Annotated in this window: 13 protein-coding genes; 4 read left to right on the top strand and 9 right to left on the bottom strand. The window is 67.6% G+C overall.

Going from position 1 to position 15725, the window contains the following annotated elements; genetic code table 11:
- Positions 1-161 precede the first annotated feature (161 nt).
- From panD to AHIS1636_RS18490, 4 genes are all read left to right on the top strand, one after another.
- Entirely contained in the window at positions 162-575 is a 414-nt protein-coding gene (gene panD / locus AHIS1636_RS18505) for an aspartate 1-decarboxylase (RefSeq protein ID WP_264797330.1), read from the top strand.
- 19 nt (positions 576-594) lie between these two features.
- Entirely contained in the window at positions 595-1521 is a 927-nt protein-coding gene (locus tag AHIS1636_RS18500; RefSeq protein WP_264797329.1) for an AEC family transporter, read from the top strand.
- A gap of 44 nt (positions 1522-1565) precedes the next feature.
- Positions 1566-3344, top strand: coding sequence for a helicase HerA-like domain-containing protein (locus tag AHIS1636_RS18495; RefSeq protein ID WP_264797328.1), 1779 nt, complete (start codon positions 1566-1568; stop codon positions 3342-3344).
- 180 nt (positions 3345-3524) lie between these two features.
- The gene (locus AHIS1636_RS18490; protein WP_264797327.1) at positions 3525-4511 is read left to right on the top strand and encodes a zinc ribbon domain-containing protein; all 987 of its coding nucleotides are present in this window, start codon (positions 3525-3527) and stop codon (positions 4509-4511) included.
- Positions 4512-4809: 298 nt separating this feature from the next.
- Here AHIS1636_RS18490 and AHIS1636_RS18485 read toward each other — a convergent pair whose 3' ends face one another.
- The 9 genes from AHIS1636_RS18485 to AHIS1636_RS18445 form a co-directional block, all read right to left on the bottom strand.
- The gene (locus AHIS1636_RS18485; protein ID WP_264797326.1) at positions 4810-6816 is read right to left on the bottom strand and encodes a DUF222 domain-containing protein; all 2007 of its coding nucleotides are present in this window, start codon (positions 6814-6816) and stop codon (positions 4810-4812) included.
- A 402-nt stretch (positions 6817-7218) separates the two neighbouring features.
- Positions 7219-9249, bottom strand: coding sequence for an NHL domain-containing thioredoxin family protein (locus tag AHIS1636_RS18480; protein ID WP_264797325.1), 2031 nt, complete (start codon positions 9247-9249; stop codon positions 7219-7221).
- Positions 9250-9252: 3 nt separating this feature from the next.
- Positions 9253-11421: a bifunctional copper resistance protein CopD/cytochrome c oxidase assembly protein gene (locus AHIS1636_RS18475; protein WP_373875879.1), complete on the bottom strand. Its 2169-nt coding sequence runs from the start codon at positions 11419-11421 to the stop codon at positions 9253-9255.
- A 119-nt stretch (positions 11422-11540) separates the two neighbouring features.
- Positions 11541-11825, bottom strand: a complete 285-nt coding sequence (locus AHIS1636_RS18470) for an HU family DNA-binding protein (RefSeq protein ID WP_264797324.1) — start codon at positions 11823-11825, stop codon at positions 11541-11543.
- Between the two features lie 248 nt (positions 11826-12073).
- Complete coding sequence (rpsN, locus tag AHIS1636_RS18465) at positions 12074-12379, bottom strand: 30S ribosomal protein S14 (RefSeq protein WP_264797322.1); 306 nt, start codon at positions 12377-12379, stop codon at positions 12074-12076.
- 3 nt (positions 12380-12382) lie between these two features.
- Positions 12383-12550, bottom strand: coding sequence for a 50S ribosomal protein L33 (rpmG, locus tag AHIS1636_RS18460; protein WP_005266311.1), 168 nt, complete (start codon positions 12548-12550; stop codon positions 12383-12385).
- The gene (rpmB, locus tag AHIS1636_RS18455) at positions 12550-12786 is read right to left on the bottom strand and encodes a 50S ribosomal protein L28 (protein WP_262108008.1); all 237 of its coding nucleotides are present in this window, start codon (positions 12784-12786) and stop codon (positions 12550-12552) included. The genes rpmG and rpmB overlap by 1 nt, the downstream gene beginning before the upstream one ends.
- 483 nt (positions 12787-13269) lie before the next feature.
- Complete coding sequence (locus tag AHIS1636_RS18450; protein WP_264797321.1) at positions 13270-13761, bottom strand: MarR family winged helix-turn-helix transcriptional regulator; 492 nt, start codon at positions 13759-13761, stop codon at positions 13270-13272.
- 151 nt (positions 13762-13912) lie between these two features.
- Positions 13913-15562 carry an MFS transporter gene (locus AHIS1636_RS18445; protein WP_264797320.1) on the bottom strand — a complete coding sequence of 550 codons (1650 nt, stop codon included), beginning with the start codon at positions 15560-15562 and terminating at the stop codon, positions 13913-13915.
- Positions 15563-15725: the final 163 nt, after the last annotated feature.

Below are 15725 nucleotides of genomic sequence, written 5' to 3'. Positions count from 1 at the left end.
TCGTTGGCCGTTACGCCTGCCGCAGCAGGCCGGCCGCCTCAGCCTCCAGCGTAAACCCGGGCCTGGGGCCAGGCCAGCAGTGCCGCGCGGTTCACCTGGGCGGACATGCTGTCAGGGGTGGTCTCACTTGTGGCGGCGGACACGGACTAGACTTGAAAGCGATGAACCGGAAGATGTTTAAGTCCAAGATCCACCGCGCCACCGTCACCCATGCAGACCTGCATTACGTGGGCTCCGTGACGGTGGATCTTGACCTGCTCGACGCCGCTGACATCCTGCCCGGCGAGCTGGTTTCCATCGTGGACGTCACGAACGGCGCCCGGCTCGAGACCTACACGATCGCGGGCGAACGCGGGTCCGGCGTGCTGGGCATCAACGGTCCCGCGGCCCACCTGGTCCACCAGGGGGACATCGTCATCCTGATCACCTATGCGGATATGACCACGGACGAGGCGAAGGCCTACGTGCCGAAGGTCGTGCATGTGGACGCGGGGAACAAGATCGTCGAACTCGGGTCGGATCCCGCCGAGGCCATTACGGAAGGGCTGCTGCGCCCGCCGTTCGCCGTCAAGTAGCGGCTGCGAACGCCGCGCCGTGCTGGGGGTCATCGCCGGGTTCTCCGTTGTCTGGACCATTATCCTCGTCGGCTTTGCCGTCGGCCGGGGCAACCTGCTGGGACCGGGCGGCAGCCTGGCGCTGAGCCGGCTCGCCTTCTTCGTGGCCAGCCCGTGCCTGCTGCTGGAGACGCTGAGCGAATCCGATCTCGAAGTCATTTTCTCCAGCACGCTCATCGTGGCCGCCGCCAGCGCCGTCGCGGTGGCCCTGGTATACCTTGCGGTGGTCCGGCTCTGGTTCAAGCGCGGCATTTCCGAGGGGCTCATCGGGGCCATGTCGGCGTCCCTGGTGAACTCCGCGAACCTGGGCATCCCGGTCGCGGCCTACGTGCTGGGCGATGCGACGCTGGTCGCGCCGGTGCTGATCTTCCAGCTGGCGTTCTTCTCGCCGCTGTTCCTGATGGCGCTGGATTCCACCACTAGCCGGCACCGCACCACGGTCTTCAGCTTCCTGCTCCAGATCGTGCGGAATCCGATCCTGATCGGCACGGCGATCGGCCTGGTCCTGGCCGCCACCGGATGGCAGCTGCCCGAGGTCGTGATGGAACCGATCCGGCTGATCGGCGGCGCCGCAGTCCCGGCCATGCTGATGGCCTTCGGAATTTCCCTCAACGGGTCAAAGCCGCTGCAGGCCAACGGCGGCCGCCGCAAGGATGTCCTGCTGGGCTCAGCGCTGAAGCTGCTCCTGCAGCCGGCCGTCGCCTACGTCGTCGCGCGTTACGCGCTGGGGATGGAGGGGCACCTGCTGTTCTCCGCCGTCGTCCTCGCGGCCCTGCCCAGCGCCCAGAACGTCTTTGTCACCGCGCAGCGCTACGAAAGCGGAGTGGTGATCGCCAAGGACACGGTGCTGCTGACCACGATTGCCGCGGTGCCGGCGATGATGGTGCTGGCCGGGCTGCTCGCCTGAACAAACCCGGTGTCCTTCGGGACGATGCTGTGTAGTCTGCACTCATGGCGAAACTCGAGGCTGCCGGCCACGTGGAAAAGATCCGGCAGGGCTACCGGTTCGAGGGGCCGACCGTGCACCTTGGCGTGGCGATGGTAGGCGACGTCCCCTACGCAGATGCTCCTGTCCGGCTGCCGCTGGCGATGATGAACCGGCACGGGCTGGTGGCCGGGGCCACCGGAACAGGCAAGACCGTCACGCTGCAGGTGATCGCCGAGCAGCTCAGCGCCCAAGGCGTGGCCGTCTTCCTCGCCGACATCAAGGGCGACCTGACCGGGCTCTCCACACCCGCGGCCGGCAGCGCCAAGCTCACCGAGCGGACGCAGAGCGTGGGGCAGGACTGGGCGCCGGCCGCATTCCCGGTGGAGTACTTTAGCCTCGGCGGCGACGGCAAGGGCGTCCCGGTGCGAGCCCGTGTCTCGGATTTCGGCCCGCTGCTGCTGGCCCGCGTGATGGACCTGAACGAGACCCAGGAGTCCAGCCTGCAGCTCGTGTTCCACTACGCGGACAAGAACGATCTGGAGCTCTACAATCTGGCGGACCTTCGCGCGGTCATCCAGTTCCTGGTGTCCGACGACGGCAAGGAGCAGCTCGAGTCGCTCGGCGGGCTCTCCAAATCCACCGCCGGGGTCATCCTCCGCGAACTCGTCATGCTCGAGGCCCAGGGCATGGACAAATTCTTCGGCGAGACCGAGTTCGAAACGGCCGAGCTGCTGCGCACCGCCCAGGACGGCCGCGGCATCATTTCCTGCCTGGAACTGCCGACGCTGCAGGGCAAGCCGGCCCTCTTCTCCACCTTCCTCATGTGGCTGCTGGCCGACCTGTTCACCGAGCTCCCCGAGGCGGGCGATCTGGACAAGCCGAAGCTGGTCTTCTTCCTCGACGAGGCGCATCTGTTGTTCCGCGGCGCGTCCAAGGCCTTCCTGGAGTCCGTCACGACGACGGTTCGCCTGATCCGGTCCAAGGGTGTCGGCATCTTCTTCGTGACCCAGACGCCCAAGGACGTGCCCTCCGAAGTGCTCGGGCAGCTCGCCAACCGCATCCAGCACGCGCTGCGCGCCTTCACACCGGACGATGCCAAGGCGCTCAAGGCCACCGTCTCGACCTTCCCCATGAGCGACTACGACCTCGAGGAAGTACTCACCAGCGCCGGCATCGGCGAAGCCGTCGTGACCGTCATGAACGAGCGGGGTGCGCCGACCCCGGTGGCCCTGACCCGCATGCGTGCGCCGCAATCGACCATCGGCCCTTCCCCCGCCGAGACCGTCGACGGCCTGATCCGGAATTCGCCGCTGCTGCCGGTCTACGGTCCGGCCGTGGACAGCCACTCCGCGTACGAGAAACTGGGTGGAATACCGGTCTCCGGCAACGCCACGGGAAGTACGACGGCGTCGGAGCCGCCTCCGGCAGACGCCTCCCGTTCCGGAGCTGCTGGTTCCGCGGGCGCCCGCCAGCCCACGCCGGCCGAGATCGATGCCGAGGCCCGCAGGATCGAAGAAGACATCCTTGGCCGTCCCTCAAGCCGCCCGGCGCCATACCCGCAGTCCGGCGCTCCGACCCCGCTGCCCCGGCCCGCTCCCCCGGTCCCGACGGCTGATCCCGCCGAGCCAAGTCGAGGTTCACGAGGCCGCTCCGGTGCGCCGCGGCAGGCAGAGCCTCGCCAGGCACCGAAGCAGGAGGAGACGGCCGACATGATCAAGGACGTCGCCATGCAGGCCGCAACCGTACTCGGGCGCGAACTCATGCGCGGCCTCTTCGGCACCCGCCGCCGGCGCCGCCGCTGACGCCCCCGTTACACCCAGCGCACCCAGGCCGCCGCCGCTGATGGCCCCAGCGCAGGCCCGCCGCCGCCGTCGCACTCCCGTCCCGGCCCGAACTACCGCTGTCACGCAACCTGCCATCGCCGTCGTAATGTAGCTCACCCCCGCCAAGGCTTCCTTCGGCCCAACAGGTAACGTGTGAGAGTGGGAAATTCGACGGTCCTTCGGACGGCAGCTGCGTGGCTGCTCTGCCTCATGCTCGCTGTAGCCGCCGCCGTCGTCACTATTGTCATTGTGAATGCCAAGGTTTACAGCCCTCAGCACCAGGTCCGCGCGTACTTCGATGCGCTCCGGGACGGTGACGGCGCCAAGGCGCTCGGGCTGCTCCGTGCCAAGGTTCCGGACGCTAACGCCGCGCTGCTCGACGGCGCGCCGTTGAAGCAATCCGTCGCGGACATCAGCGACCTTGAAGTCGGCGCTCCCGTGCAACTGGACGGCGACCGGGTCGAGGTACCGGCGACCTACACGATTGAGGGGACGCTCCACACGACGTCGTTCGAACTGGAGAAGTCCGGCACGAGCTGGCTGTTCTTCGACCGATGGCGGTTCGTTCCGGCGGAGCTGCCCACGGTCGAGGTCGGCGTGGTCAATGAAAACGAGGCATCGCTGAACGGCACGCGGGTTTCGCTCCCCGAGGGCAAGAACAAGTTCGCCGTGTTCTACCCCGGCTCGTTCGAGGCGCACTTTACGAGCGAGTTCTTTGCTGCCCCCGTGGAGGAGTCGGTGCTCACGGACCCCGAGCAGGAAGGCGAGGCCCGGCTGTCTCTGGAGACCAAGGCTACAAAGAAGCTGGTTGACGAGGTGGACAAGCAGGTCCGCGGCTTCCTGGACGGATGTGCAGAGCAGGCCGTGCTGCAACCGGCCGGCTGCCCCTTCAGCGCCTCAATGGATCGGGTCAAGGACGACAGCATCGACTGGGAGGTCACCAAGTATCCCAAGGTGGCCATCAACCCCAGCAACGGCACCTGGGTCATGGAGCCGCTGACCGGTACGGCAGAGCTCAACGTCGTTGAGATCGACCTGTTTACTGGAGCCGCAGAACCGCAGAAGCTGGAGGAAGAGTTCAACTTCACGGGTAGCCTCTCCGTCAATGACGGCAACGTCACCCTGACGCCTGTCGTCGAATACTGAGCCGGAGCCGTCTGCCTAGCCGGGGCTTCTTCACCACTTCCGATGACATTCGAAACGGGACGTTGCTCTACAGGGACGTCTTTGCCGAATGCGCCGCGGCCCGACCTCACCTGAGCCGGGGGCCGGTCCTAAGAAATTTCAACGGCGGCGCCGCGGGCCGGGTTCAGCTGCGGTTGGGCGCCACCGCGGTCTTAGACGCCGCCGAGAATCCACCGTTAGACGGAAATTCCCTGAGCGGCCGCTGACCCGAAGAACCGGACCCGCCCACCTATGACAACAGACAACTCCAAGCTGCATATCAGAAGGGTGGTGGGGTGGTGTCGTTGTAGGGGTCTGGTGGCGGGGGCGGGGGTGGTTGGAGGCCGTTGTTGATCCAGGAGCCGTCGGGGTAGCTGGTGTAGGTTTGGCCGGTCCTGGTCTGGTGGCGGATGACGCCGTGAGGCTCCTGGGTGATGTGCCAGTCGTCGTTGTGTTTGGCCAGATGGTCCGGCTTGCAGCGCAGGGCGAGGTTATCGAGTTCGGTTTTGCCGCCGTGTTCCCAGGCCAGGGTGTGGTCGAGTTCGCAGTGCTTCCAGTGGGTGCGGCAGCCCAGCCCGCGGCAGGTTTGATCGCGTAGGCGGATTTCTCGTTTGAGCCATTCGGGCGGGTGGCGCATTTCGCGGGCGACGATCACGGCCTGGTTGTGTTCGTCGGTGATGACCGGCAGCCAGGACTTCGCGAGTCCGGCGATCCGGCGGGCCATGTCGGGCGGGATCGGCCCGTACCCGGCCAGTTCGCCGGGTTCGTCGCCGCCGGCGGCGGTGGCCAGCGGGATCGTTACCGCGACGAACGCCTTCACGTTCCCGCCGCCCCACACCTCACTCACAGCACCGGCGCCCCGCCCCGCTGCCATCCCGTTCCCGGTCGCGGAGCCGCCGTCCTGCCCGGCAGTGGCAGTATCGGCGGTAAGGCCGAATGCGGCGCCCTGTCCGTTGAACGGGCCGGACCCGGCGTCGCTGGCGGCGGGACCGAAGGCGGCGCCGGCGGCGTCCCCAAGCGCGCCGAGGCCGCTTCCGCCGAACGGGGCATTCCCGGAGCCTTCAGAGCCAGGCAACTGGATTCCACCGTTGGCGGCGGCGGCCCCGGATCCGACGGGCGCGGGGACCCGGGGTTGGAGGCAGAGGTCGGTGAAGACGTCGGCGCGCAGCTGGGCGAGGGTGCGGGTTTCCCCGTCGAGGGTTTTGAGGTGTTTCGCGTGCTCCTGCACCAGGTTATAGACACTCATCGCCGTGTCCGCGCCGGTCTGCACGGTCAGTTCGGCCATGCCGTCGTCCTGCGGCCGGAACCACACGCCGCGGTGCTCCATCGCCGTCGTATGCCGCTCATCCAGTGTCTGCGGGTGCAGCCGGTGCCGGGCCGCCCGGGCGCGGTCCTGCACGGTCTCCCTCACCACGTGCTCCGCCCCGGGCAGCACCAGCGCCTCGTACTCGGGCAGGACCGCGGCGGGCAGGTCGCGGGAGCCGCGCACGATCGCGGTCGCCCTCCCCAGGTCCACCCGCCCCTCGTCCATCGCCTCCAGGGTGGCCGGGAAGTGCGCGCAGAGCTGGACCGCGTCCGCGAGGTCCGTGTGGAGGGTTTTCTGGGACTGGTGCAGGTGCGCGGCCAGTTCCCGCACGGTGCCCCGGTCATGGCCCTCCGGCCCCATCAATAAGGAGCCGGGTTCGGTGCGGCGGGAAGCGAACTCGTCCAGCCCCCGCACGCGGGCCGCCTGCCAGGACGCGGTGACTTTTTCCACTGCGGCCAGGTATTCCAGCAGCACCCCGTCCGCCAGCTGCTTGACGTTCTGCCGGGCGAGCACGGCGGCCAGGTCCGCCGGTGTGATGTCCCGCCAGGCCTGGAACCATTCCACCGGCCCGTGCTCCACCAGCGCCGGCGGCCGCGGCTTCGCCGCTTCCCTGGCTTTCTCCCGTTTGGCCCGCTGTGCCGGAGACAACGCCCAATCCGGTATCCCGTCCTCACCCTCATCCTCAACCGGCCCGAACACGGTCTCGGGATCAGCGGCAACCGGGTCCCCTGCCCCGGAGGCAGCGTGGGGACCAGCGGCAACCGGCTCTTCGGTCCCCTCCGGCTTGGCCGGGGTGTCCTCCTGATCGGGAACGACAGGGGTAGAAGCTGGGGAGGCGTCCGGGTGCTCCGGCGTGGCATTGGCATCGGATGAACCCGACGTGGAAACAGCAGGGAGCTTCGGATCCGCGGGAGCGGGGGCAGAGGCGCTTGCGGCATCCTCGCCAGCGGCCGGTGCCGAAAACAGGAGCTCTGGAGCCACGACAACAGCGTCTACGGGAGGCGGTGCAAAGTGCACGAGACCAAGGCCTCTGCGTTGGCGCTGACCGCGAAGCCCCGGAGCCGGACCGGACCGCCCGTCCTCGCGCATCAGCCGGCCGTACTCCTCAGCGATCGCCTGATAGAGGCGATACTCAAGCAGGGACAGGCCAGCGCCGGACGGGAACGAAACGTCCCGCCACTCCGCTGAGCCTTCCTCCTTGAACTCCATGACCCCACGCTACAAGCCGCCACCGACAGTATTCGCAGCACCCTTCGGGAAAAGGATGGCAGCCTGCCGCCAACCCGCAGGTACCCGCCACACGACGGCCACGGACAATAGCGGCCCGTCCGGAGTCGGGCGGGCCGCTACGTGCAGTTCTTACTTAGACCGTGCAGTAGGGGCTTAGTCGAGGCCGCGGAGGTCCAGGGTCAGCTCGCCGGAACCGCTGCCGAGGACGACGGGGATTCCCCAGTCCTGCTGGTACAGGTGGCAGGCGGCGTGGTCCGGGATCTCGCCGCCGGGCTCGCCGTCGCAGGCGGCGGCGCGGGCGGTGATGTGCAGGACGCCTTCGGGGACGTCGGGTGAGAGCACGAGCTCTCGCACCAGGCCCACGGAGGTGCCGCCGCCGGAGACCAGCAGGTTCTCCGGCGAGGCGGAGATCTTCAGCTGCGTGGGATCGCCCCACCGGTCATCGAGCTTCTGCCCCTTGGGCGCCGCGAAACGGACGGTGAGGGCCAGCGGGCCAGCGGAGACCTCGGTCTTGGGCCGTTGGGTCTGGGAGGCGCCTTCGTCCACTGTCAGGGCGTCTTTGGGAATCGGGATGCGGACGAGCTGGTGCTTGTTGGCCTCGACCACGATCAGCAGCGGTTCGCCGCCCCCGGCCACGCCGGAGGCGTCGACCAGGACGTCGGAGGGTTCGGACAGGCCGCGGGTCAGGGTGGAGACGGTGCGGGTGGCCGGATCGTAGCGGCGGACGGCACCGTTGTACGTGTCGGCCACTGCCACCGAGCCGTCGGGCAGCACGGTCACGCCGAGGGGGTGCTGGAGGCGGGCCTGCGCGGCGTCACCGTCGCGGAAGCCGAAGTCGAACAGTCCGGTGCCGATCGCCGTCGTCACCTGGACGTGCCCGGCCTCGGGGAAGGACAGCACGCGAAGGGCCGACGTTTCCGAATCCGCGATCCAGATGCTGCCGTTGGCATCCTCGGCCAGCCCGGACGACTGCGCGAACCAGGAGGCATTGGCCTCGCCGTCCTGCAGTCCCTCGAGGCCGGTTCCGGCCAGCACGGCCAGCTCGCCGCTGACGGGGTCGAAGGAGAAGATCTGGTGCACGCCGGCCATGGCCACGACGACCTTGCCCAGCGCCGAGGACCACAGCACGTCCCAGGGCGAGCTGAGCGAGACCTTCAGGGGCTCGTTGCCAAGGTGGGAGGCCGTGGCCAGCGCCTCGGCCAGCTCCTCGCCGAGGTCTTCGCCCGCACCGGCTTCGTCCGCCACGGAACCCGGACCGGCTTCCGCCGTCGCGGCCGCGGCACGCTGGTTCTCCGCGTCGAGCAGCCGCTGCACGCCGTTGCCGGCCACGGTCACCACGGCGCCGGTCGCCAGGGTGAGTCCCCGCAACCGGTGGTTCACGGAATCGGCGATAACGACGTCGTACCCCGCCTTGGCGCGGATGTCTTCCGGCAGCAGGGCAAGACCCTGGGGCTCGTTGAAGCCGGACTCGTCCGCCGCGCCGTCCTGCCAGCCCTTCCGGCCGGAGCCGAACGTGTTCAGGACGGTGGACAGGTCAGGTGCCAGCTCAACGATGCGGTGGTGGCCGGTGTCGGCGACGAGGAAGGTTTCGCCGGCGCTGCCAACGCCGTCGGGCAGGGTGATGACCTTGCCCGGGAAGCGGAGGTCACCCGCCGTGGATTCGGCCGGCACGTAGGGGCCGTCACCGCGGTGCAGCGTGCCCTTGGCTTCGTGCTCCGCGATCAGCTCTTCGACCAGGGATCCGATGCCGCCGGCATGGCCCTCGCCGGACAGGTGCGCCACGATGTAGCCCTCGGGATCGATGACCACCAGCGTCGGCCAGGCCCGCGCGGTGTAGGCCTGCCAGGTGTCCAGCTCCGGATCGTCCAGCACGGGGTGGTGGATCTCGTAGCGCTCCACGGCGGCGGCCAGGGCCACCGGATCCGCCTCGTGTTCGAACTTCGGCGAGTGGACGCCGACGGTGACCAGGACGTCCTTGTACTTCTCCTCCAGCGGACGCAGCTCGTCCAGCACGTGGAGGCAGTTGATGCAGCAGAAGGTCCAGAAGTCGAGCAGCACGATCTTGCCGCGCAGGTCCTCGAGGCCGAGCTGCTTGCCTCCGGTGTTAAGCCAGTTGCGGCCGATCAGTTCGGAAGCCCGCACCCGGTAGTTGCTGCGGATAGCGGCCTCGGCTGCCTCGGTCATGGGTCAATCTCCTTGGTTCCGGCTGGAATCTGCTGGCGCCTGGTCCGCGGACCGGGCTGTGGCCTGCTGGCGCGGGGACCGCTCAAGGCGCGCGTCCCGTTCCGCCAATCTGGCAAACATATCGTTATAAGCCGCGAGGTCCGCATCGTTATTCCTGTCGGCCGCCCGATCTTTACGCTTTGTTTCCCGGGCGTCGGAGCGGGACCACATCAGGGCGACGCCGACGGCGACCGCAAGGGTGGGTATTTCGCCGATCCCCCACATGATGGCGCCGCCCAGCTGCTGGTCCTCCATCGCGGAGGCGCCCCAGTCACGGCCCATGCTGCCGAACCAGGAGGCCTGGATCAGCGAGGTGGAACTGGTCAGGGCGACGCCGAAGAACGCGTGGAAGGCCATGGTGGCGAACAGCAGCACCAGCCGCAGCGGATACGGTGCGCGGCGCGGCAGCGGATCCTCTCCGATCATGGTGAGGATGAACAGGTAGCCGGTGAGCAGGAAGTGCAGGTTCATCAGCTCGTGGCCCACATGCTCGTGCAGCGCGAAGCCGAACAGCGGCGTGTAGTAGAAGATGATGATCGATCCGGCGAAGTTGGCCGCGGCGAACAGCGGGTTCGTGATCACCGCCGAATACTTCGAGTGCACCGCCCAGAGGATCCACTCGCGCAGGCCGCGGCTGCCGTCGCCGCGCGGCGCCAGCGCCTTCAGGGCGAGGGTGACCGGGGAACCGAGCACCAGGAACAGGGGCACCACCATGGTGAGGGCCATGTGGTCCAGCATGTGTGCGCTGAAGAGCACCATGCCGTAGACGGCCGGAGCGCCGGACGTCACGTAGGTCAGGGCCAGCAGCCCCACCACCCAGCAGGCGCCGCGGGCCAGCGGCCACTTGTCGCCGCGGCGGCGCACCCGCACCATGCCGACCAGGTAGGCGATGCCGGCGATCAGCGCGAAAGCGACCCACAGCCAGTCCCAGCGCCACTGCGTGACCCAGGCGGAGCCGGCCAGTTCCGGGGGCAGCTCGTAGCCGGTGAGGATGCGCGCCGGCGAGGCGTCGGTGGGCAGTTCTTCCGGGGTCGGCGGTGCCGTACGTGCCAGCGCGACGGCGACGCCGGATACCGCGGCCATGATCAGCAGCTCGACGGCCACCAGCTGCCATAGCACGCGGGCGGCGGACCTGGAGGACAGCTGCGGGATGACCCACTGGCGGTGCATGAAGCCGATGGCGCCGAGCAGCAGCGTCGCCAGCGCCTTGGCTACCACCAGCGCGCCGTAGTCGGAGGCGACCTGGTCCAGGGAGGTGATCCGGATGCCGGCGTTGATCAGGCCGGAGAAGAACACCAGGCCGAAGCTCACCAGCGCCAGCGCGGAATAGCGTTGCAGCACCTTGGCGACGGTCTCCTTGGTGCCGAGGGTCCGGGAGACGAAGCCGAGCGCGATGAGTCCGCCCACCCAGAGGCAGACGCCCAGCAGGTGCAGGCCGATGGAGTTGACCGCCCCGTAGTGGTCGTCGCCGCCGGCGGAGTGGCCGATGAGTGCCATCGGCAGCAGCCCGCCCACGGTGGCCAGGGCGAGGGTGAAGCCCAAGGCGCTGAGCGAGCGGACCCCGAAGGTCAAGGTGGCGGTGATGGCGGCGACGATCGTGATCGAAAGCCAGGCCTGGCCGGTCCCGATCCCGGTCATGAAACCGACCAGCGCGGAGGTGAAGGCCTGGCTGCCGTTCAGGGGCATGCCGGCGACGTCGGAGAAGGTCAGGACCAGCACCGCCACCGCGGACAGCGTCCAGACGATCGCCGCGACGGAGGCCAGCGCCATGGTCCGCGCGAACGCCGGATGTTCCGGTCCGTCGTCCTCCCGGTCGGCCTTGCGCGAGGGCCGCAGCCGTTTGGGCAGGATACCGACGGCGAACACCAGCGCGCCGATCACGGCGGCGATGGAGAGGTTGTGGACGGCCTTCGCGACCGGCAGCCCCCAGCGCGTCAGCGCGCCCGGGTCGGAGAGCTGGCGGGTGGCGGCGGCACCGGAGAAGATCAGCGCGCCCACCAATCCGAGTACGACGGCGCCGGCGCCAGCCAGGAGCCACGCCTTGCCTATTCCTTCGGCAGAGATTGCGGCCCCCGGTCCCGCACTGGGCCGCGGTGAAGACTGCTGTACTGATGGTGCTGGCACGCTATCCATTCTCTACCCCCAGTAGAAATTCGGCGAATCAGAAGCACCACGCTAGGCGGCAAGGCTTGGGTTAAGCTGCAAAGCCGCCGCCGGTAATCCGGCGGCGGCTTTGCAGAAGTCAGCGGTGGTTACTTCTTGGAGACAGCGGCCTTCAGCTTCGAACCGGCGGTCAGCTTGACGCTGTGGCCGGCAGCGATCTGGATGGTCTCGCCGGTCTGCGGGTTGCGGCCGGTGCGGGCAGCGCGGTCGGTGCGCTCGACGGCGAGCCAGCCGGGGATGGTGATCTTCTCGCCCTTGGCAACGGAAGTCGCGAAGATGTCGAAAACGGCATCCAGGACGCCGTTGACAGCAGTCTGGCTCGTGCCGGCCTTTTCGGCGACAGCTGCGACCAGTTCACTTCGGTTGATAGCCAATTTATGTCCTCCTGGACTTCGTCGGTTTGTCCGAGCTTCGCACGGGCGTGCAAAGCTTCTTCGCGAAAACTTACCAGCTTGCCCGCGCGAAACCGGCAAATTCCGCGTGATCTGGGCGATTTTTCCGGTAATTCGGGCGTTTTTGCCGCTTTGGCAGGACGGTCCGCTCTCCGGACACGCAAAAGGCGGCAGCCCCGAGGGGCTGCCGCCTTGAGCCAGCTGTCAGGCCGGCAGAGCGCGGAAGGCTCTTACCAGCTGGACTTCTTGATGCCGGGCAGTTCGCCTGCGTGCGCCATGTTGCGGAAGCGAACGCGGGAGATGCCGAACTTCTGGAACGTACCGCGCGGGCGGCCGTCGATCTGGTCGCGGTTGCGGAGGCGGACCGGAGAAGCGTTGCGGGGCAGCTTCTGCAGGCCCACGCGGGCGGCCTCGCGGGCCTCGTCGGACGCGTTCTCGTCAACCAGGATCTTCTTCAGTTCGAGGCGCTTTTCGGCGTAGCGCTCGACGATGACCTTGCGCTGCTCGTTGCGAGCAATCTTTGACTTCTTAGCCATGTCTTAGCGCTCCTCTCGGAATTCGACGTGCTTGCGGATCTTCGGGTCGTACTTCTTCAGGACCAGGCGGTCCGGATCGTTACGACGGTTCTTACGGGTCACGTAAGTGAAGCCGGTGCCAGCAGTGGACTTGAGCTTGATGATCGGACGTACGTCCTTGTCCTTTGCCACTAGAGCTTCACACCCTTCGCAAGGAGCTCGGTGACGACAGCGTCGATGCCGCGGACGTCAATGGTCTTGATGCCACGCGCTGAAACCTGCAGCGTGACGTTGCGGCGCAGGGACGGAACCCAGTAGCGCTTCTTCTGAATGTTCGGATCGAACCGGCGCTTGTTGCGGCGGTGCGAGTGCGAAATGCTGTGGCCAAAGCCGGGCTTGGCTCCGGTCACCTGGCAGTGTGCTGCCATTGATCTCTCCTCCAGTTTTAGTAAATATTGACGGACCTGCACAGATGCAGCTGTATTGCCTAATCTGCGTGTAAGAGCGCCCGTCACCAGTTTTGACACCGTTATTACTGCGACTTTCCGGAGGTTGACCAGGCGGGGTGAGATCCAGCCGAAGTTCCTCGCCGCGGGGAAGACGGTGAAGTCCAGGCGCTGCTTGATGCTGATTCCCGAAGGAACCGACCCAGCAACAGCCTTAAATTCTAGGTAAACACGGCAATTCACGCAACTTGGTCCGCTCCCGCCGAAGATCGGCGGGACGGCTGCGGCTGCGTGACTCAACGCCTTCCCAGTTTAAGGTCCGACGGCGGTGCCGCCAAACCGGGCCAGGGCATTGTTTCGGAGTGGAAGGGCTGCGCAGCGGGCCGGCGGAGGCTCGCGCATCGGGTCGGCCGTTGCTCGCGCATCGGTCGGCCGTTGCTCGCGCAGCGGGTCGGGGATGGCCGCTCAGCTGTTCAGCCGGGGCTCGCGCAGCACCCAGCTGGCGGGCTCCAGCAACTGCACGATCTTCTTTCCGATCCGCTCCAGATCCGCGACGTCGCGGCGATCCAACCCGTCGAAGACAACCTTCCGCACGGACTCCACATGTGCCGGCGCCGACTCTTCGATGGTCTTGAAACCCTGCTCCGTCAGGGTTGCCATAGTCACGCGGGCATCCTGCTTGCACTGACTGCGGGTGACCCAGTCGCGCTGCTCCAGCTTCTTGACCACGTGGGACAACCGGGACAGGGACGAGTAGGTCCGCGACGCCAGCTCGCTCATCGGCAGGGTCCGATCCTCGGCCTCCGAGAGCATCGCCAGGACGGTGTAGTCGAAGAGCGTAACCTTGGCCTCCTGCTGCAGGACACCATCGAGGTTCCCCGGCAGGAGGGTGGTCACGGCCAGCAGCGCGAGCCAGGCCTGGCGTTCTTCGGGATCTAGCCAACGTGCGGAAGTCATGCACCTATTTTGCCACAGAACTTGAGGCTTCAACTTTCAAACGCCGCGGGTATTTCGTGTCGCTTTTCGCCACGACGAGAGACACAAGCGGCAACGGCCGGCACCTGCACTGAAGCAGGTACCGGCCGCCGTCGTACGTCACATCCGACAGCTAGCTGCGGGCTCCGGCCGCCTCGGGCTCGCGGACCTCGGGGATTTCCACGCCGGCGGGCAGCGCCACCGGGTCGGCGGACGGCGATGCGGTGGCGTGGCCGGCGGGCACAAGGTCCAGCGGCATGTCGCCGATGTTCAGGAGCGGGTTGCCGTCCTGCCCCGCGACCAGTTCGCGGGCCTCTGCCTGGGTATCGACCGACGGCAAGGCTCCGGGCAGCGGGCGCTTGGCGCTCTCCGGCATGCGCCGGATGGCGAGCAGGCCCAGCACGGACATCAGCGTCAGGTAGTAGGCCGGCATCAGGTCATCGCCGGTGGCCTCGATCAGCGCCTGGGTGATCAGCGGCGTCGTGCCGCCGAAGATCGCCACGGCGAAGTTGTACGCGATGCCCATGGATCCGTAGCGTCCGGCCGTCGGGAACAGGGCCGGGAGTGCCGAGGCCAGGTTGCCGACATAGAAGGAGGTGGCGGCGCCCAGGATGGCAAGGCCGACGAAGGTCGCGATGATGTTGCCCATGCCGATCAGGAGGAACGCGGGAATACCCAGCACAATGGTGATCAGCGAGCCGACCATGAGTACGGGCCGGCGCCCGATCCGGTCCGACAGCCGGCCGGTCAGCGGGATCGCCGCCGCGAGCAGGATCAGCACGGGGATGGTGAGCAGCGTGCCCTGGAAAGCGTCGTAGCCCATGGTTTCCTGGAGGTACGTGGGCATGTAGGAAGTCAGGGCGTAGCCAACCGTGTTGGCCGCGGCGACGAGCAGCATCGCCATGACGATGGTTCGCCAGAAGCGAGCGATGATCTGGCGGTAGGTCATCGGCCCCTCGACGGCTGCCGCCTTGGCCTTGTCCTCCTGCGCGTCCTGGGCCGCCTGGAAGGCCGGCGACTCTTCGATCCGCATCCGGAAGTACAGGCCGACCAGGCCCAGCGGTCCGGCCAGCAGGAACGGCACGCGCCAGCCCCACTCGAGCATGGTTTCGTCGCCGAGGGTTACCTGCAGCACGGACACCACGGCGGCGCCGAGGGCAAAGCCGAGGTAGCTGCCGGTATCCAGGATGCTGGCCAGGAAGCCGCGGCGCTTGTCCGGAGCGTATTCGCTGACAAAGGTGGTGGCGCCGGCATATTCACCGCCGGTGGAGAAGCCCTGGACCAGGCGGCAGAGGACCAGCAGCACGGTGGCCCAGCCGCCGATGGCCGCGTAGGTCGGGAGCAGGCCGATGGCGAAGGTGGAGGCGGCCATCATGATCATGGTCAGGGCCAAGGTGCGCTGGCGGCCGACGCGGTCGCCGAGGCGGCCGAACACCAGGCCGCCGATGGGGCGGGCCAGGAAGCTGACCGCGAAGACCGCGAGGCTGCCGATCAGGCCTTCGCCCTCCGCACCGCCGGCGAAGAAGAGCTGGCCCATCGTGACGGCCAGATAGCCGTAGATGCCGAAGTCGAACCACTCCATGCCGTTCCCGACGACGGTGCCGCCGACGGCCTTGCGCAGCATCGGCTTCTCGACGACGTTGACGTCGTCGACGCGCAGGCGCCGCTTCCGGAACCGCAGGGAGGACTTGCCGGCGGGCCTCGCGGCACGTCCGGTGCCGTGCGCCCCGGACGGCGAGCCCGGCTGCGCGGCGGCAGAATCGTGGTGGACGTCTTTCGGCATTTGGGCCTTCTCTCAGAGGTCATTTGCACGGGACTTTCCCTGTCCAGGACCGCTGACGGCGCCGGACAAGCCCAGTACTTTACCGACCTTGACGTGTCCGTCACAGTTGGAGGGCCAAAATCGGCCGCTTGGACAGGGCCGAAAGTCCTGTCTCCGGCGGCTC

It is taken from the genome of Arthrobacter mangrovi (assembly GCF_026011795.1).
Taxonomy (GTDB): domain Bacteria; phylum Actinomycetota; class Actinomycetes; order Actinomycetales; family Micrococcaceae; genus Crystallibacter; species Crystallibacter mangrovi.
Note: the sequence above shows the minus strand (reverse complement) of the source record. Positions and strands in the feature narration are given on the sequence as shown.